We start from the raw sequence: 17,029 nt of genomic DNA, 5'->3' as shown, positions 1-17,029 counted from the left end.
GATCACGTGAGCAAAGGATCGGGCATGAACAACGGAACCGCAGCAGCGATCGTCGTCGGGGTCGACGGCTCCCAGCAGTCCGTGCAGGCACTGCGCTGGGCGGCACGGATGGCGACCGCTCTCGGCGCGGGCATCAGGGCGGTCGGGGCGTGGGAGTACCCGGCCGAGTACGCCGGATACGTCCCGCTGGGCAGCGACAACTTCGACGAGATCACCCAGAAGCGGGTCGACAAGGCGGTCCACGAGGCGTTCGGGGACGACGTGCCGGCCGGGCTCAGCACCTCCGTGGTCTTCGGCCACCCGTCCAAGGTCCTGGTCCACGAGAGCGAGGACGCCACGATGCTCGTCGTCGGGCGCCGGGGCCACGGCGGATTCCGCGGGCTGCTGCTGGGCTCGGTCAGTGCCGCGTGCGTCGCCCACGCCTCGTGCCCGGTGCTCGTGATCCACGAGGACCCCGACGCCGACCGGGAGGCTCAGGACCGGTCCGCGTAGTAGCGGCCCAGGACCTCGTCCCGGTACTCGAAGTAGGTCCCGTCGGCCATGGCCGCACGGGCGCCGTCCACCATGCGCACGACGAACCGCTCGTTGTGGATCGACGTGAGCGTGGCGGACAGGCGTTCCTTCGCCTTGAACAGGTGGTGCAGGTACGCCCGGGTGTAATGGGCGCATGTGTAGCAGTCGCAACCGTCGTCGATCGGGGAGAGGTCCGTGCGGAAGCGGGCGTTGCTGACGGTGAAGCGGCCGTCCGGGGCGTACACGGTGCCCGAGCGGGCCACCCGGGTGGGGGAGACGCAGTCGAAGGTGTCCACGCCGTTCTCGAGGGCCGTGAAGATGTCGTCCGGCTCCGAGATCCCCAGCAGGTGCCGGGGCCGGTCCTCGGGCAGCTCCTCGCTGCACCAGCGCACGATCGTGCCGAGGTTCTCCTTCTCGAGGGCCCCGCCGATCCCGTACCCGTCGAAGTCCATCGCGCCCAGGTCCCGGCACGCCTTCCGGCGCAGGTCCTCGTACTGGGCGCCCTGGATCACGCCGAACAGGGCCTGGTACGGCCTGTCGGCGCGCTCCTCGGTGAGCCGCACGTGCTCGGCCACGCACCGCTGCGCCCACCGGCGGGTCCGCTCGAGGGACGTCTCCTGGTAGCCGCGGGAGTTGTGCAGCGTGGTCAGCTCGTCGAACGCGAACATGACGTCCGCGCCCAGCCGGTGCTGCACCTGCATCGAGATCTCCGGGGTGAACCGGTGGACGTCCCCGTTGATGTGGGACGTGAAGGTGACGCCGTCGTCGTCGACCCGCGCCATGCGCTCCTTGCCGGTCGCGACGTCGTCGTCCCCCGCCGCCGAGGCCGCGGCCGTGGACATGTCGATGACCTTCCGGAACCCCGAGCCCAGGGACATGACCTGGAAGCCCCCGGAGTCCGTGAACGTGGGGCCGGACCAGTTCATGAACGCGCCGAGCCCGCCCGCGGCGTCCAGGACATCGGCGCCGGGCTGGAGGTAGAGGTGGTAGGCGTTGGCGAGCAGGGCCTGCGCGCCGAGCTCCGCCATGGACTCGGGCAGTACGGCCTTGACGGTGGCGGCGGTGCCGACCGGGACGAAGGCGGGGGTCCGGATCGTCCCGTGCGGGGTGGTGATGGTCCCCGTGCGGCCCCGGAACGGGCCGCCGTTGGCCTCGACGCGCCCGCCGGTGACCGTGGTGGTGTCGGCGAGGCGGTGCTCCAGCTCGAAGCCGAAGGTGGAGCGGGCAGCGGTAAGAAGGGTCTCGTCTGGTGCGGGCACCCGTCCATTGTGCGTCACCGGCCGGCCGCGGCCGACCGCGCGCCCCGCCGGGCGGAACGGGGCGGAGCCGGCGGCCGGCAGGACGCCGGACCGGACGGGGTCCCGTGCGCCGGTGGCGCCGCTCAGCGGCCCCAGCCGGCGTGGGCCACGGCCTGGCGCACCAGGTCCCCGCGGCCCCCCGCGAACTCCTCCTGGACCTCGGGGCTGAGCGCCTCCTCGGGGCTCATCCAGGACAGCTGCAGGGCGTCCTGGCGCGGACTGCACTCGCCGCGCACCGGCACGATGTAGCTCAGCGCCACGGCGTGCTGGCGGTCGTCGGTCAGTCCGGTCTCGGACGGCGAGGGGAAGAACTCGGCCACGGCGAAGGGCGTGGTGGAGACCGGGAGCTGCGGGAACGCCATGGCCCCCAGGTCCTTCTCCAGGTGGCGCAGGAGGGCCGCCCGGATGGTCTCCCGGTACAGCACCCGCCCGGAGACGAGCGTGTACATCATCTCGCCCTGGGGGGTGGCCTGCAGCAGCAGCCCGATCTCGGAGAGGTAGCCCAGCGGGTCGAGCCGGACCGGCAGGGCCTGCACGTAGACCATCGGCAGGCGGCGGCGGGCCTCCTGCAGATCGTCCTCGTTGAGCCAACCGGGATTCGGATCGGGGGTGCGGAGGAAACTCATACTGCTGTTCTATCCCAAGACCCCGGGCGGGGCCACGGGCGCCGCCGCCCCGGGCGGCCGGTTCAGCGCACAGCGGAGCCGGGACCTCCGGTCCCGCTCACGGGCGGGCCAGCCGGGCGGCGGCCTCGAGGACCGTCCACGCCTGCACCTGGGTGGAGAGCTCGACCGGCACGCCGGGGCGCTGGGACTCGTCGGCGTGCCGCGCCGGGTCCGGGGAGAAGATCGCCACCGTATCGCCGGTGACCGTCGAGGCCGTGGTGCCCGGCGCGCTGAAGTCCACGGCCGGGTCGAACTCCCGCCGGCCGGCCCACAGGGCGTCGGCGGTGCCCGTCACGAGCCCGGCCGCGGCGCGGCGCGCCGCGGCCGGCAGGTCCGGGTGCAGGGCGGCCTCGGCGAGATAGCGGGCCAGGATCCCGCTGAACAGGCCGCCGTCCCCGCCGCCGTGGGTGCGCAGGACGGGGCGCTTGTCCCGCTCGCGGCCGTACTCCTCCGCGGCGCCCGCCACCACGTCGGCGGCCGCCCGGAGCAGGTCCGCCCGGTCCTCCTCGTCCGTGCCCGGGGCGTCCGCGAGCTCGAGCAGCGCGCCGAGCACCGGCCCGGAGTTGTAGCTGAACAGTCTCTCGTCCAGGCGCGTCACCTCGCTGCCGGACCCGGCGGCGACCAGGCGCAGGCCGTCGTGGAAGACCTTCCGCTCCGGGTTCCAGAGGGTGCTCCGCAGCCAGCCGAGCACCGCGCGGGCCTGCTCCCGGCGGTGCGTGCGCACGAAGCCGAGGGCCGTGGGCGCGGAGGACGCCGTGTTCTTGACGTCGTGGCGGGTGTTCCAGAAGACCCCGCCGCCGAGGTCCCCGGTGTGGCCCCGTTCGAGCCGGGCGAGCAGGGCGCTGCCCGCGTCGAGGCACGCCACGTCCGGCCGGCCGGTCAGGGCACGGTCCAGCCCGGCGAGCCGGCCCACGGCCAGCAGCAGCCACGCCATGTCGTCGTAGTAGGAGTTGTGGGTCACCCGGCCACCGCTGCGCAGGGTGATGCCCCGCAGCAGCCGGTGCCCCTCGCGGCGGAACTCCCGGGCCCGCGCGGGATCGTCCAGGTGCCGGAGACCGGCGTCCACCAGCGCGTCGAGCAGGTGCGCCTGCCACCAGTAGTGCCACGGGGCCGTCGGGGACGCGGGCCGCGGGTGCGCCGGGGCGCCGAGCAGCGTGCCGGGCACCCCCAGCGCCCGCCCGCCGAACAGCTCCCGGACCGAGTGGGCCGCCTTGTCGGCACGCTCCCCGGCCGTGGCGGCGGGCCCGGCGGCACCGGTGGGCTCGGCGGACTCGGTGGTCGCTGTGCGGTGCGCGGCGCTCGCGCCGGTCGTCGTGGGCATGGAGGCTCCTGTGCTGGCGGGGGAGAAGTGCTGCGACCGAGCCTATGCGCTCGCCGGGGGCGGCGGCCCGCCGCGGTCCCGGGCGGGGCCGAGGAAGAGCCGCCGGTGCAGGGTCTCGGCCGGTCCGGGCACGCCGCGCCGCTCCAGCACGGCCGCGCCGAGCAGGGTGGCCAGCCACACGGCGGAGCCGAGCAGCAGCGCGGCGGTGGGCGTCAGGGAGCGGCCGAGCCCCAGTGCGAACGGGGGCAGCAGCACGGTGAACAGCACGGACTGCGCGAGATAGCCGCTCATCGACCGCCGGCCCAGGGCCTGCAGCGACCACAGCGCGGGATGCTCCCGCGCCCGGAGGGGGCCCGCCGCGGCGCCGGGGCCGGGGCGCCGCAGCACCCGGTCGCAGACCAGCGCCACCACGAGGGCGTAGCCGATCCCCTGCACGGCCCCCGTCACCGCGTCCGCACCGGTGAGCACGGACCCGGCGGCCGTGGAGAGCTCGAGCCGGTCCGTGGTCAGGAGCCCGGTGCCCACACCCGTGAGCAGCCCGAGGCCGATGCCGGTCAGGGCGGCGGCCAGCAGCCGGCCGCGGCGGGGCCCGGGCTCCTCGAGCAGCCGGTGCCGGCTCAGGGCCAGACCGAGCAGCAGCATGGGCAGCAGCCCCAGCAGCTGGAGCGGGGCGAAGGACACCACCCCGAGGCCCTCGGCGAGTCCGAGGGCCAGCCGCTCCGGGACGGAGTCCGCCACCAGGCTGGGGAAGGGCGGCGTGCCCGGCGTCCGCACGGCCCAGCTCGCCGCGCCGTAGAGGACCATGAGGACCGAGCCGAGGGCCGCGAGGACCACGAGGGTGAGCGTGCTCTCGGCGATCAGCAGGGCGAGGAGGAGGCCTCCGAACGCGTAGGCGGTGATGATGTCGCCGGGGAAGAGCAGGCACGCGTGCACGGCCCCGACGAGCAGCAGCCACCCGTAGCGGCGCAGCAGCAGCCGGCGCGCCAGGGGCAGGGGCGTGCCGCGGGCGGCCTCGCGCGCGGCGATCTGTCCCACGCCGTAGCCGACCAGGAACGAGAACAGGGGGAAGCCGCGGCCGTCCACGAGCATCGACATGGCCATGTTGACGACGTCGTCCGCCGTCCACTCCGCGGTGCCCGCGCCGGTCCCGAGCGTCCGGTCCCGGGGGCCGTCCGTGGGCCCGGCCGCCCAGATCCACACCGTGATGTTGGCGACCGCGATGACCCAGAGCATGAGCCCCCGGGCCACGTCCGGCGCCGGGACGCGGTCCGTCGCCCGAGGGGCACGCGGAGCGTTCACGCGGCGTCCCCGGACCTCAGGGCGCGCCGGCTCTCGAGCACGAGCGGCTCGCCGGTCACCGGGTGGACGAGGGCGATCCGGCGGGCCAGCAGCTGCAGCGGCCGTCCGGGGTCCTCGGCGCCGGCCGGCCGCACCACCGGGTACAGGGGGTCGTGGCGGACGGGGATGCCCAGCCCGGCCAGATGCACCCGGATCTGGTGGGTGCGGCCGGTCTCGGGCCGGACGGCGTAGCGGGCCCACGTCCCCTCGGCGTCCGCGAACGGCGGCCCCGCCCGCTCGACCGCGGTGCGTGCGTTGACGGCACCCGGCACCTCGCGTGCCTGCAGGGACGTGCCGTCCTTGACGATGCGGGACTCGACGAGGCGCGGGAGGCGCAGCCCCGGCCGGTGCCCGGCCACGGCCTCGTACTCCTTGGTCACCGCCCGCTCCTGGAAAAGGGTCTGGAACCGGCCGCGGCTGGCGGGGTCCCGGGAGAGCAGCAGGACCCCGGCGGTGCCGCGGTCGAGCCGGTGCAGCGGGGAGAGCCGGTCCTCGCGGCGGGAGCGGCGCAGCTTCACGAGCGCGCTCTGCGCCACGAACCCGCCGCGCGGTGTGGTGGGCAGCCCGTGCGGCTTGTCGACCGCCAGCAGCCACTCGTCCTCGAACAGCACCGGCAGGTCCCCGGGCAGCTCCGGCTCCTCGGGCAGGGCGCGGTGGTACCAGACCGAGCCGCCGGGGCGGAAGGGGGCGTCGTGGGCGAGGGGCCGCCCGGCGTCGTCGACGATCCCGCCGGCCGCGAAGAGCTCCTCGAGCTCCCGGGCGGACGCGGGGAACCGGCTCAGCAGATAGCCGCGGACGGTCCCGGGGGCCTCCGCCGCGGCCGGCAGCCGCACCCGGACCGGGTCCACCCCGTCCCGCAGCGGCAGGGGGGCGGGGGCGGGCCGACGTCGTCGCATGGTTCCCGATCGTGCTCCGCCCGCGCCCCGTTGTCCACTCCGCGGGCCCGCGTTCCGCCGGCCCGCGGATCCTGCGAGAATGGACGCGCAGGTCACCCGCCCTCCGACCGGAACGAGGCCCATGGCAGTCGAAGAGGTCGTCCTCCTGGACGACGCGCACCGTCCCATCGGGACCGCTCCCAAGTCCGGGGTGCACACCACGGACACCCCCCTGCACCTCGCGGTCTCGTGCTACGTCCTCGACGACGACGGGCGGCTGCTGCTGACCCGCCGGGCGCTCGCGAAGAAGACCTGGCCCGGGGTGTGGACCAACAGCTTCTGCGGCCACCCGGGCCCCGGCGAGGGGTTCGTCGAGGCCATCGCCCGCCGGGCGGGCCAGGAGCTGGGCTTCGAGGTGTCGGGGATGACGGAGGTGCTGCCCGACTTCCGCTACCGGGCGGTGGACGCCTCGGGCATCGTGGAGAACGAGTTCTGCCCCGTCTACGTGGCCCGGGCCACCGGGCAGCCGCGGCCCCTTCCCGCGGAGGTCGCGGAGGTCGCCTGGATCGCCCCGGAGGAGCTGTTCGCCGCGGCGGACGCCGCGCCGTTCCTGCTCAGCCCCTGGCTGCTCGAGCAGATCGCGGACGACCGGCTGCGCGGGGCGCTCACGGGACGGGCCGCGGGCCGCCCGTAGCACTCCGATCACCCCACGCCCGCCGGCTCACGCCCGCCGGCTCACGCCCGCCGGCTCACGCCCGCCGGCTCACGCCCGCCGGCTCACTCCATCTGCTCGGCCAGGTCGGCGGCCACCGTCTCGAGGGCGGCTCGGAGCGCGAGGATCGCCGGACGGTGCGCGCTCGACCCGCGGATCGAGGTGAACACCGTCCGCCGCGGCCCGCCCGGCAGGTCGACCAGCCGACAGGGCGAGGCCCCGCCCGCCCACATGAGGTCGGGCATCAGCGCCACGGCGTTGCCGGACTCCACGAGCCGGGTCTGCGCCTGCAGGTCCGCGGTCGAGAACCGGACGTCGGGCTCGAAGCCCGCCCGCCGGCACAGCTGCTCACCCCAGTGCCGCGACGCGGCTCCGCGCGGTTCCATGACCCAGGGCAGCTCGCGAGCCTCCCGCAGGGAGTCGACGGACGCGTGCTCGGGGCCGGGGGGGACGGCCAGGCGGATGGCATCCGTGATCAATCGGCGCCGGTCGAGGTCGGGGTGGTGGGCTGCGGCGTGGCTCGGGTACTGCTCCGCCACGACCACGTCGAACTCCCGGGTCCACGTCTCGTAGAGGGCCCGCTCCGGCTCCGCCTGCACCATCTCGACCCGGACCTCCGGGTGCTCGCGGCGCATGCTGCCCAGCACCTCCGGGAGCAGGGCCAGAGCCGCGGACTGGAACACGGCGACCCGCACGGTGCCGGTGACCGTGCTCAGCGACGCCGCCAGGTCCGACTCGGTGCGCTCCAGGACGTCCAGCAGCTCCGTGGTGCGCGCCACCAGGATCTCCGCCTGCGGGGTGAGCTGGACCCGCCGGCCGGCCTTGGAGAGCAGCGCCACCCCCGCCTCCTTCTCCAGCGCCGAGAGCTGCTGGGAGACCGCCGAGGGGCTGAAGTTCAGGGCCGCGGCGACCTCCGCGAGGGTGCCCCGCAGCGCGAGTTCCCGCAGCAGTCGCAGCTTGCGCACGTCCAGCACGGTGCCGCCCTCCAAAGGTCAGTTCTGCTGATGAATCATCTGCGGAAAACATCACTTTATCCGAATCATTCCGGGGCGCATAGTGGACGTACCGCAGTACTTTCGGCCCCCGATCCAGGGAGTAGCACCCATGACGACGATCCCCGTCCCCCAGGCAGCGCAGATCTCCGGCCGCCCCGCGGTCGGACACACCCTTCCCCATGCCGCCGTTCCGGCGTCACTGCCCGAGCAGGTCGTCGCCACGGTGCGCCGCTGGCTCGCCGAGGCGGAGCAGTTCCCCAAGGACGCCTCGGGCGAGCAGCTGGCCGGGGTGCTCCAGGATCCCAGCGGCCTGGACTTCACGGTCGGCTTCGTGGACGGCGTCATCCGCCCCGAGGACATCCGGGTGGCCGCCCGCAACCTGGCCCGGTTGGCGCCGAAGGTCCCCGGCTTCCTCCCCTGGTACCTGCGCTCCGCGGTGCGCGCGGGCGGGGCCCTGGCCCCGGTCGCCCCGCAGGTCGTGATCCCAGCGGCCCGCAAGGCGCTGCGCGAGATGGTCGGGCACCTCATCGTGGACGCCAGCGAGGCCAAGCTCGGGAAGTCGATCGCGAAGATCCGCAAGGACGACGTCCGGCTCAACGTCAACCTACTGGGTGAGGCCGTGCTCGGGGAGCGCGAGGCCGACCGCCGGCTCCAGGGCACCCACGAGCTGCTGGCCCGGCCCGACGTCGACTACGTCTCCATCAAGGTCTCCTCCACCGTCGCCCCGCACTCGGCCTGGGCCTTCGACGAGGCCGTGGCCGAGATCGTCGAGAAGCTGACCCCGCTCTTCGCGCGGGCCGCCTCGTTCACGCCGGCGAAGTTCATCAACCTGGACATGGAGGAGTACAAGGACCTGGACATGACCCTGGCGGTCTTCACCCGGATCCTCGACCAGCCCCGGTTCCAGGACCTCGAGGCCGGCATCGTGCTGCAGACCTACCTGCCCGACGCTCTGGCCGCGATGATCCGCCTCCAGGAGTGGGCCCGGGCCCGCCGCGCCGCCGGCGGCGCCCCCGTCAAGGTCCGCGTGGTCAAGGGCGCCAACCTGCCCATGGAGCAGGTCGAGGCCTCCCTGCACGACTGGCCGCTGGCCACCTGGGGGACCAAGCAGGACTCGGACACCCACTACAAGCGCGTGCTCAACTACGCGCTGCAGCCGGAGCACGCCGACGCGATCCGCATCGGGGTGGCCGGGCACAACCTCTTCGACATCGCCTTCGCCTGGCTGCTCGCCACCGAGCGCGGGGTGACCGAGGCCGTCGACTTCGAGATGCTGCTGGGCATGGCCACCGGTCAGGCCGAGGCCGTCAAGCGCGACGTCGGCTCGCTGCTGCTCTACACCCCCGTGGTGCACCCGGCGGAGTTCGACGTGGCCATCGCCTACCTGATCCGCCGCCTCGAGGAGGGGGCGTCCCGGGAGAACTTCATGTCCGCGGTCTTCGAGCTCTCGGCCGACGAGAAGCTCTTCGAGCGCGAGAAGAACCGCTTCCTCGCCTCTCTGGACGCCCTCGACGACACCGTCCCGACGCCGAACCGGGTCCAGGACCGCCGGCTGCCGGAGGCGCCCGCCCCGACCGACGGCTTCGCCAACACCCCGGACACCGACCCGGCCGTGGCCGCCAACCGGGACTGGGGCCGGGCGATCCTCGACCGGGTCCCGGCCTCCCGGGCCGGCGTGGAGACGGTCGCGGCCGCTGCGCTGCGGACGGAGGAGCAGCTCGACCGCGTCATCGACGCCGCCCTCGAGGCCGGCCGCGGATGGGCCGCGCTGACCGGCGCCCAGCGGGCGGAGGTGCTCCACCGTGCGGGTGATGCACTGGCGGTCCGGCGCACCGAGCTGCTGGAGGTCGCGGCCGCGGAGGCCGGCAAGACCCTCGACCAGTCGGACCCCGAGATCAGCGAGGCCATCGACTTCGCCCACTACTACGCCGAGCGCGCCCGGGAGCTGGACGAGGTGGACGGCGCGTCCTTCGTGCCCTCTCGGCTCACCGTGGTGACCCCGCCGTGGAACTTCCCGGTGGCCATCCCCGCCGGCTCCGCCCTCGCGGCCCTCGCCGCCGGGTCCCCGGTGGTGTTCAAGCCCGCCGGTCCGACCAAGCGCTGCGGCGCCGTGGTGGCCGAGGCCCTCTGGGATGCGCTGGACGCCTCCGGGATTCCCCGGGACGTGCTCGCCCTCGTGGACCTCGAGGAGCGGGCCCTCGGGCGGCAGCTGATCAGCCACCCCGCCGTGGACCGGCTGATCCTCACCGGCGCCTACGAGACCGCCGAGCTGTTCCGCTCCTTCCGCTCCGACCTGCCGCTGCTGGCCGAGACCTCGGGCAAGAACGCCCTCATCGTCACGCCCAGTGCCGACTTCGACCTCGCCGCCAAGGACGTCGCCTACTCCGCGTTCGGCCATGCCGGCCAGAAGTGCTCGGCGGCCTCCCTGGTGATCCTGGTCGGCTCCGTGGTGAAGTCCCGCCGCTTCCGCAACCAGCTCGTCGACGCCGTCACCTCCCTGACCGTCGACCACCCGACCAACCCCGCCGCGCAGATGGGCCCGCTCACCGAGCCCGCGGAGGGCAAGCTGCTCCAGGCCCTGACCACCCTCGGCGAGGGCGAGTCCTGGCTGATCGAGCCGCAGCAGCTCGACGAGGCCGGCACGCTGTGGAGCCCGGGCGTGCGCACGGGCGTGCAGCGCGGCTCCGAGTTCCACCACGTCGAGTACTTCGGCCCGGTGCTCGGGGTGATGACCGCGGAGACGCTGGAGGAGGCCGTCGCCATCCAGAACGAGGTGGAGTACGGCCTCACGGGCGGGCTGCACTCCCTGGACCCCGAGGAGATCGGCTACTGGCTGGAGCACGTCCAGGCCGGCAACCTCTACGTCAACCGGCACATCACCGGGGCCATCGTGCAGCGTCAGCCCTTCGGCGGCTGGAAGAAGTCGGCGGTCGGCCCGGGGACCAAGGCCGGCGGCCCCAGCTACCTCATGGGCCTGGGGGAGTGGGAGCCGGCGCCGCTGCGCGGGGACGGGCGGCCCGTGGCCGACGCGGCCGTCGTCGAGCTGCTGCAGGCCGCGCAGTCGGGGACGGCCGGCCTGACCGCCGCGGAGGCGCAGGGTCTCGAGCAGGCGCTGCGCAACGACGAGGCCGCCTGGGCCGAGGAGTTCGGTGTCGCGAAGGACGTCACTGGGCTCTACGCCGAGCGCAACGTCTTCCGCTACCTGCCCCTGCCGGTGACGGTGCGCCTGTCCGAGGGCGAGCCCCTGGCGGACCTGCTGCGCGTCGTCGCCGCCGGGCTGCGGGCGGGCTCCGCCCTGACCGTCTCCACGGCGCGCGAGCTGCCCGCCCCGGTCCGCGCGGTGTTCACCGGTCGCGGCGTGCAGGCGCGGGTGGAGGACGACGCCGCGTGGCTGGCCGGCGCGCCCGCCCTCGGCGGGGGCCGGATCCGCCTGATCGGAGGGGACCGGGCGGCGCTCATCGCCGCGACCGGCTCACGCCCGGACCTCGCCGTCTACGCTCACCCCGTCACCGGGGCCGGCCGGGTCGAGATGCTGCCGTTCCTGCACGAGCAGGCGATCAGCATCACCGCCCACCGCTTCGGCACGCCCAACCACCTCACGGACGGGCTGATCTAGCAGCGCTCCCCACGACGGCCCCGGACCCCGGTCCGGGGCCGTCGTGTTGCGCGGCACGAGCGCTCCCGGTGCACCACGGCCCCGTCCCGGAGGGCGTGCTCGCCGCGGGCCGGAGCAGTGCCCCGGACCGCGGACGGAAGGGGCGCCGCCCTCGAGGAAGAAGGGGGCGCCGCCCTCGAGGAAACGGTACGAGGACGGCGCCCGGAGAGCCCGGTCGGCTGTGCTCCGGTGTCCCCCCACGTGCATCGCACATCGGACCCGTGAGCCGGCCCTGACTCGTCGACGCAAGGCTACTGACTTGTAAATAAATGTTAATCATTTCGTAAGGCGGCTCACAGTCCGGGCGAGGTCCCCTCCGGCGTGCGGGAACGTCTCCGGGGCCGGCGCTGCTCGTCCGCGCAGGGTGTCCCCGGGCTCCGAACTCCGGGCACCGGGCTCCGCGGCCGCGCGCCCGGGCGCTCAGTAGTCGGTGCGCGCGGCGTTCCGGGCCCATGCCTCGAACGGCGCGGTGCGCTCGTCGAGGGCCACCGGGAGCACCGGCAGGGACCGCTCGTGCTCGGGCGTGGCGAAGTACTCGTAGAACTCGGCGTCGTCGAAGCCGCCGGAGGCCGCGTCGTGCCGGTCCGCGGCGAACCAGACGGCGTCCAGCCGGGCCCACAGCGAGGCCGACAGGCACATGGGGCACGGCTCGCAGCTGGTGTAGAGCGTGGCACCCGAGAGGTCGAAGGTGCCCAGCTCCTGGCAGGCGCTGCGGATCGCCATGACCTCGGCGTGCGCCGTGGGGTCGTTGTCCGACGTGACGCGATTGACGCCCGGGAAGCGGCGGCCGTCGGCGGTGACGACGACGGCGCCGAAGGGCCCGCCGTCGACGGCGGCGTTGCCCACCGCGAGGTCGATGGCCTCGAGCAGCAGCTGCCGCGCGTCGGGGGGAGGGGTGCGGTCTGTGTCCATGCGGATCTCCCGGTGTGGGCGCGGGTGCCGCCGTGGAGCGTCCCGGGGCGGGCCGGGGGTGTGCGCCGACGGCGGCCACTGCGTGGTCGATGGTGCGGTTCCGCCTGGGGGACGGCCCGGGGTCCGGGCCCGCCGTGGGCTTGTCCAGAGGCTACCGAGGAGTGTGCCGGACCACAACAGGCGCGGCGGCGGCGGCGGAGTGCGCCCCTCGGAGCAGGCCTTGCCCGTGGGGCTCTCCTGGTCCTCAGGCGGCCCGGCCGGTGTCCACGGGCCGCTCGTCCAGGCGCCACTCCAGCATGCCGTCCTCGAGCCGGCGGGCCTGCCGCCCCTGGGTGCGCAGCAGGTCCACGGCCTCGTGGGCGAGCACGCACCAGGCACCGCGGCAGTAGGCCACGACCTCCTGCTCGGCCGGCAGCTCGCCCAGCCGCTGCGCCAGCTCCTCCAGCGGGATGGAGACGGCCCCGGGGACGTGGGCGGCGGCGTACTCCTCGGGCGGACGGACGTCCAGGACCGTGACCTCCCCGGCCTGTGCCCGGGTCAGCAGCTCCTCGCGGCGCACCTCCCGATCGTCGACTCCCTCTGCGCCGAGGGCGTGACCGGTGCCGAGGTAGTCCTCGCGGGCCCGCTCCACCTCGGCCACGCGCTCGCCGGCCACGGTGCGCAGCTGCTCGTAGAGCCGGGCCACGTCCAGACCTGCCAGGTCGTAGTGGATCCTGGTGCCGTCCCGGCGGGTGGTCACCAGTCCGGCCTGCTTGAGCACCTGCAGGTGCGCCGAAGCGGTGCTCAGCCCCAGGCCGGCCGCCGCGGCGAGGTTCTCCACGCTGCGCTCGCCCTGGGCGAGCAGGTCCAGCAATTCCAGGCGCTTGCCGCTGCCCAGGGCCTTGCCGACCCGGGCCAGCTGCTCGAAGAGCACGGTCTTCTTCTGCCGGTCGCCCACTTGTTCCTCCAAAAATCTGTGGAATACTGCTGGAAACATTGTTCCATGTTTCTTTGGAACATCAGCGTACTCGCCCTCCGGCGGGTCGACGGCACAGGAAGGGAGCGGCCATGCGCCGGCGCCCGAGCCCCCGCACCACGGACCGGCCCCTCCGTCTGGGCCTGCAGGCCAACGCCGCCCAGTTCACCCTCCTGGTGGCCGTCAACGCCCTGGTCGGCGGGATGGTCGGGCAGCAGCAGACCGTGCTGCCGCTGCTGGCCGAGGACGAGTTCGGGCTCACCGGCTACACCTTCATCTTCACCTACGTGGCCGCGTTCGGGGTCACCAAGGCGATCGCGAACTGGTTCGCCGGCACCTGCTCCGACCGGTACGGGCGCAAGCCCGTGCTGCTGGTGGGGTGGCTGTTCGCCGTGCCGGTGCCGCTGATGCTGATCTGGGCCCCGGACTGGGGCTGGGTCGTGGCCGCCAACGTGCTGCTGGGCATCAACCAGGGCCTGACCTGGTCCACGACCGTGGTGATGAAGATCGACCTCGTGGGCCCGGCCCAGCGCGGGCTGGCCATGGGGCTCAACGAGGCCGCCGGGTACGGCGCCGTGGCCGTCACGTCCCTGCTGGCCGGGTACCTGGCCGAGCAGTACGGGCTGCGCCCGGCGCCGTTCCTGCTGGGCATCGCCTACACCGCCCTGGCGCTGCTGCTGTCGGGGGCGTTCGTGCGCGAGACCCGCGGTCACGCCCTGCTCGACGCCGGCCGGCACATCCCCCGCGCCGACGGTGCCCACGACCACCTGCACGCGGAGCTCACCGACCGCCAGATCATCGCCCAGACCAGCCTGAAGGAACCGGCGCTGTCCTCGGCCAGTCAGGCGGGGCTGGTCAACAACCTCAACTTCGGGCTGTCCTGGGGGCTGTTCCCGCTGCTGTTCGCCACCGCCGAGCTCACCGTGGCCCAGATCGGGCTGCTCTTCGCCCTGTATCCCGGGGTGTGGGGCGTGGGGCAGCTGGTCACCGGCGCCCTGTCGGACCGGGTCGGGCGCAAGCACCTGATCACCGCCGGGATGACCACCCAGGCCGCGGCCCTGGTCGTCATCGCCCTCGGTGACGGGTTCGGCGGCTGGGCCGCCGGCACGATGCTGCTGGGGGCGGGCACCGCGATGGTCTATCCGACCCTGCTGGCGGTGGTCGGCGACGTCGCCCACCCGGTCTGGCGCGGCCGGGCCGTGGGCGTCTACCGGGTCTGGCGCGACCTCGGCTACGCGGTCGGAGCCGTCCTCGGCGGGATCGTGGCCGACCTGCTGGGACTGCACGCGGCCGTGTGGGCCGCCGCGGGCACCAGCGCCGTCTCGGCGCTGGTCGTCATGGTGCGGATGTACGAGACCCACCAGCCGGTCCCGGCCGCACCGCAGGACTGAGCCCGCCGGGCGGGGCGTCCGGGAGCTCCCGGACGCGCGCGGCAGGGACCGGTCGAGCAGGGGCGGCCTCGGTCGTCCCCCTGGCCGGTCGCTAGAGTGGGAGGCAGCCACCCGCCGCACCGGGACCGCACCCCACCGGGTCCGGGCCGGCCCGGACCCGCACGCCCGACCTGTATCCCGAGCTCACCAGGAGGGCCCTCCTCCCATGGCCGACCTCTTCGACTTCAACCACGGCGGCGCCACGCATCCCGGTGCGCGCGCCGCCGTCCACCCGGGCGCGGACTCCGGGGAGCACGTGGTGCTGTACACCGTGGTCGCCGAGACGGACGAGCACATCGTCCTCGACGACGGCTTCACCTACGACAAGCGCACCGGCGTGGTCCAGGGCCCCGCGGGACGCCCCACGCTCCAGAACCGCATGACGGCCACCGAGGGCAGCGCGATGTTCGCCTCCTGGTCCCGGATCGCCCAGCTGCCCCGCCGGCCGCTCCCGGGCGGCGCCCCGGCCCCGCAGCGCGCACCGGAACGACGCCTCAGGACGCTGCTCCGCCGCCTCGCCGGCCGGTGACGTCGGCGACGACAGGCGAGGTGGCGTCCCGCACCGCCCGCGGTGCGGGCAGGCCATAGGCTGGTCGGCGGACCTGTCCACCCGTTTCCCTCGAGGAGTGCACCGTGCCCCTGATCCAGCGACACCTGTTCGGCCCCGGCCCGTCCAACCCCTACCCGGAGGCCACGGCGGCGCTGGGCCACCCGCTGCTCGGCCACCTCGATCCGGCCTTCCTCGACGTCATGGACAGCGCCTGCGACGGCCTGCGCACGGTCTGGGGCACGGACAACCGGCGCACCCTGCCGCTGAGCGCCACGGGGTCCGCCGGCATGGAGGCGGCGTTCGTCAACACGGTGGAGGAGGGCGACGTCGTCGTCGTCGCCGTCAACGGCCTGTTCGGTGAGCGCATGTGCGACGTCGCGGCCCGGTGCGGCGCCGAGGTGGTGCGCGTGGACTTCCCCTACGGCGAGCCGATCGACCCGCAGCGCGTCGCGGAGGCGCACCCGTCCCCCAAGATCATCGCGGCGGTGCACGCGGAGACCTCCACGGGCGTGCGCTCCGACATCGCCGCGCTGGGCGCGCTCAAGGGCGACGCCCTGCTGCTCGTGGACGCGGTCACGTCCATCGGCGGCATCGAGCTGCGCGCGGACGACTGGGGTGTGGACCTCGGCTACGCGGGCACCCAGAAGTGCCTGGGGGTGGCCCCGGGGCTGGCGCCGTTCACGATCTCGGACGCCGCGTGCAGCACCCCCGCTCCTGGTACCTCGACCTCGGCATGCTCGGCGGCTACGTGGGCGAGGCCCAGGGCGGGGCCCGGACCTACCACCACACCGCACCCACGGCGATGATCGCCTCCCTGGACGCCGCGCTGCGCCGGATCGCCGAGGAGGGCCTGGAGAACGTCTGGGCCCGCCACCAGGCCGCGGGCGACGCGCTCCAGGCGGGACTGCAGGACATGGGCCTGGAGCTGTTCGCCGCCGAGGGGCACCGCCTGCCGGAGCTGACCACGGTCAAGGTGCCGGAGGGCGTCGACTCCGCCTGGGTGCGGGCCTACCTGCTGGAGCACTTCTCCGTGGAGATCGGGGCGGGCGTGAAGGAGTACGCGAACACGGTGTGGCGGATCGGCCTGATGGGACCCAACGCCGACGCCGGATCGGTGGCGCTCGTCCTGGGCGCCCTGCAGGAGGCGCTGCGGAAGGTCCCCGCACTGGTGTGAGCCGCCCCTCCGCCCCGTGACCACGACCCGCCGAACTCACCGGTTCCACCCGAGGCGCCGGCACACGTCATGGCGTTTCGGGTGGGACCGGTGAGTTCGCGGGGTGGGATGGGGTGGAGGCGGGGCGCCGGGCCCTGTCAGGTGAGGTCGGTCTCGGAGCGCTCGATGCGCTCCCCGGTGCCGGGGTCCGCCACGGTGCTGCGGGTGGAGCGGCGCCGGGACGGCACGGCGGCGGCGATCAGGACCAGCGCGAGGTAGGCGACGCCCACCCAGAAGATGATCTGGCCGGCGAGCGCGAGGTTGAGGGGACCCACGACGGACGGCAGCGCCAGCCAGAGGATCAGGCCGACGGCGATGGTGATCAGGGGGCCGGCGGGGTTGAGGCGCATGGCGGGGTCCTCTCGGGAGGGGCGGACGGAGCACGAATGCATTAAGTAAAGCAAATCCATGTTTGATCATGTGGAACGCGCCCGAGCGGACCAGGGCGGACGTCCGGCGCGGCGCGTCGGGGCGCTGCCCGCCCCGACGCGCAGGGTCATGTTCGGTCACGGCTGCGCCCGGCGCCCCGGGGCACCCGGGGCGCCCCGCGGGACCCGTCCGGGCGCCACGCCGGTCGGACCGCCCCGGCACGCCGCG

14 protein-coding genes and 1 pseudogene are annotated in these 17,029 nt (G+C 74.3%); 6 read left to right on the top strand and 9 right to left on the bottom strand.

What is annotated here, in order from left to right:
• The first annotated feature begins 24 nt into the window (after positions 1 to 24).
• Positions 25 to 492, top strand: coding sequence for a universal stress protein (locus tag Q0817_RS17445; RefSeq protein WP_298591173.1), 468 nt, complete (start codon positions 25 to 27; stop codon positions 490 to 492).
• On the opposite strand, the gene tgt is transcribed toward Q0817_RS17445, so the two are convergent.
• The 5 genes from tgt to Q0817_RS17420 form a co-directional block, all read right to left on the bottom strand.
• A complete protein-coding gene (tgt, locus tag Q0817_RS17440) occupies positions 474 to 1,772 on the bottom strand; it encodes a tRNA guanosine(34) transglycosylase Tgt (RefSeq protein WP_298591171.1) in 1,299 nt (432 codons plus the stop codon). The two genes, Q0817_RS17445 and tgt, sit on opposite strands and share 19 nt — an antisense overlap.
• Positions 1,773 to 1,894: 122 nt before the next feature.
• Positions 1,895 to 2,437, bottom strand: a complete 543-nt coding sequence (locus Q0817_RS17435; RefSeq protein ID WP_298591169.1) for an NUDIX hydrolase family protein — start codon at positions 2,435 to 2,437, stop codon at positions 1,895 to 1,897.
• A gap of 97 nt (positions 2,438 to 2,534) precedes the next feature.
• Positions 2,535 to 3,797, bottom strand: a complete 1,263-nt coding sequence (locus tag Q0817_RS17430) for a glycoside hydrolase family 76 protein (RefSeq protein WP_298591167.1) — start codon at positions 3,795 to 3,797, stop codon at positions 2,535 to 2,537.
• 42 nt (positions 3,798 to 3,839) lie between these two features.
• The gene (locus Q0817_RS17425; protein WP_298591165.1) at positions 3,840 to 5,096 is read right to left on the bottom strand and encodes a DUF418 domain-containing protein; all 1,257 of its coding nucleotides are present in this window, start codon (positions 5,094 to 5,096) and stop codon (positions 3,840 to 3,842) included.
• On the bottom strand, positions 5,093 to 6,031 hold the full coding sequence (locus tag Q0817_RS17420; protein ID WP_298591163.1) for a pseudouridine synthase: 939 nt from the start codon (positions 6,029 to 6,031) through the stop codon (positions 5,093 to 5,095). Before Q0817_RS17420 ends, Q0817_RS17425 begins: the two co-directional genes overlap by 4 nt.
• Positions 6,032 to 6,152: 121 nt before the next feature.
• Here Q0817_RS17420 and idi point away from each other — a divergent pair, with 121 nt between their 5' ends.
• The gene (idi, locus tag Q0817_RS17415) at positions 6,153 to 6,704 is read left to right on the top strand and encodes an isopentenyl-diphosphate Delta-isomerase (RefSeq protein WP_298591161.1); all 552 of its coding nucleotides are present in this window, start codon (positions 6,153 to 6,155) and stop codon (positions 6,702 to 6,704) included.
• An 83-nt stretch (positions 6,705 to 6,787) separates the two neighbouring features.
• Here the strand turns inward: idi and Q0817_RS17410 are convergent, their stop codons facing one another.
• Complete coding sequence (locus Q0817_RS17410) at positions 6,788 to 7,696, bottom strand: LysR substrate-binding domain-containing protein (RefSeq protein ID WP_298591203.1); 909 nt, start codon at positions 7,694 to 7,696, stop codon at positions 6,788 to 6,790.
• A 130-nt stretch (positions 7,697 to 7,826) separates the two neighbouring features.
• On the opposite strand from Q0817_RS17410, the gene Q0817_RS17405 reads away from it, so the two are divergent.
• A complete protein-coding gene (locus Q0817_RS17405; protein ID WP_298591159.1) occupies positions 7,827 to 11,333 on the top strand; it encodes a bifunctional proline dehydrogenase/L-glutamate gamma-semialdehyde dehydrogenase in 3,507 nt (1,168 codons plus the stop codon).
• Positions 11,334 to 11,792: 459 nt separating this feature from the next.
• Here Q0817_RS17405 and Q0817_RS17400 read toward each other — a convergent pair whose 3' ends face one another.
• Together Q0817_RS17400 and Q0817_RS17395 are read right to left on the bottom strand one after the other, a co-directional pair.
• Complete coding sequence (locus Q0817_RS17400; RefSeq protein ID WP_298591157.1) at positions 11,793 to 12,284, bottom strand: nucleoside deaminase; 492 nt, start codon at positions 12,282 to 12,284, stop codon at positions 11,793 to 11,795.
• A 244-nt stretch (positions 12,285 to 12,528) separates the two neighbouring features.
• A complete protein-coding gene (locus tag Q0817_RS17395; protein WP_298591155.1) occupies positions 12,529 to 13,221 on the bottom strand; it encodes a metalloregulator ArsR/SmtB family transcription factor in 693 nt (230 codons plus the stop codon).
• A gap of 110 nt (positions 13,222 to 13,331) precedes the next feature.
• Here Q0817_RS17395 and Q0817_RS17390 point away from each other — a divergent pair, with 110 nt between their 5' ends.
• From Q0817_RS17390 to Q0817_RS17380, 3 genes and pseudogenes are all read left to right on the top strand, one after another.
• On the top strand, positions 13,332 to 14,630 hold the full coding sequence (locus Q0817_RS17390) for an MFS transporter (RefSeq protein WP_298591153.1): 1,299 nt from the start codon (positions 13,332 to 13,334) through the stop codon (positions 14,628 to 14,630).
• Positions 14,631 to 14,835: 205 nt separating this feature from the next.
• Positions 14,836 to 15,198: a hypothetical protein gene (locus Q0817_RS17385; protein WP_298591151.1), complete on the top strand. Its 363-nt coding sequence runs from the start codon at positions 14,836 to 14,838 to the stop codon at positions 15,196 to 15,198.
• Positions 15,199 to 15,302: 104 nt separating this feature from the next.
• Positions 15,303 to 16,393: pseudogene (locus tag Q0817_RS17380) on the top strand (alanine--glyoxylate aminotransferase family protein).
• Positions 16,394 to 16,530: 137 nt separating this feature from the next.
• On the opposite strand, the gene Q0817_RS17375 reads toward Q0817_RS17380, so the two are convergent.
• Positions 16,531 to 16,782: a DUF6458 family protein gene (locus tag Q0817_RS17375; protein WP_298591149.1), complete on the bottom strand. Its 252-nt coding sequence runs from the start codon at positions 16,780 to 16,782 to the stop codon at positions 16,531 to 16,533.
• Positions 16,783 to 17,029 lie beyond the last annotated feature (247 nt).

Origin of the sequence: uncultured Kocuria sp. (genome assembly GCF_947500125.1) — a bacterium.
Classification (GTDB): domain Bacteria; phylum Actinomycetota; class Actinomycetes; order Actinomycetales; family Micrococcaceae; genus Kocuria.
Note: the sequence above shows the minus strand (reverse complement) of the source record. Positions and strands in the feature narration are given on the sequence as shown.

Bases quoted from the DNA above. Each gene is read 5' to 3' on its own strand.
- Q0817_RS17445 (WP_298591173.1), top strand. From the start codon at position 25: ATGAACAACGGAACCGCAGCAGCGATCGTCGTCGGGGTCGACGGCTCC.
- Q0817_RS17435 (WP_298591169.1), bottom strand. From the start codon at position 2,437: ATGAGTTTCCTCCGCACCCCCGATCCGAATCCCGGTTGGCTCAACGAG.
- Q0817_RS17430 (WP_298591167.1), bottom strand. From the start codon at position 3,797: ATGCCCACGACGACCGGCGCGAGCGCCGCGCACCGCACAGCGACCACC.
- Q0817_RS17420 (WP_298591163.1), bottom strand. From the start codon at position 6,031: ATGCGACGACGTCGGCCCGCCCCCGCCCCCCTGCCGCTGCGGGACGGG.
- idi (WP_298591161.1), top strand. From the start codon at position 6,153: ATGGCAGTCGAAGAGGTCGTCCTCCTGGACGACGCGCACCGTCCCATC.
- Q0817_RS17405 (WP_298591159.1), top strand. From the start codon at position 7,827: ATGACGACGATCCCCGTCCCCCAGGCAGCGCAGATCTCCGGCCGCCCC.
- Q0817_RS17400 (WP_298591157.1), bottom strand. From the start codon at position 12,284: ATGGACACAGACCGCACCCCTCCCCCCGACGCGCGGCAGCTGCTGCTC.
- Q0817_RS17390 (WP_298591153.1), top strand. From the start codon at position 13,332: ATGCGCCGGCGCCCGAGCCCCCGCACCACGGACCGGCCCCTCCGTCTG.
- Q0817_RS17385 (WP_298591151.1), top strand. From the start codon at position 14,836: ATGGCCGACCTCTTCGACTTCAACCACGGCGGCGCCACGCATCCCGGT.
- Q0817_RS17375 (WP_298591149.1), bottom strand. From the start codon at position 16,782: ATGCGCCTCAACCCCGCCGGCCCCCTGATCACCATCGCCGTCGGCCTG.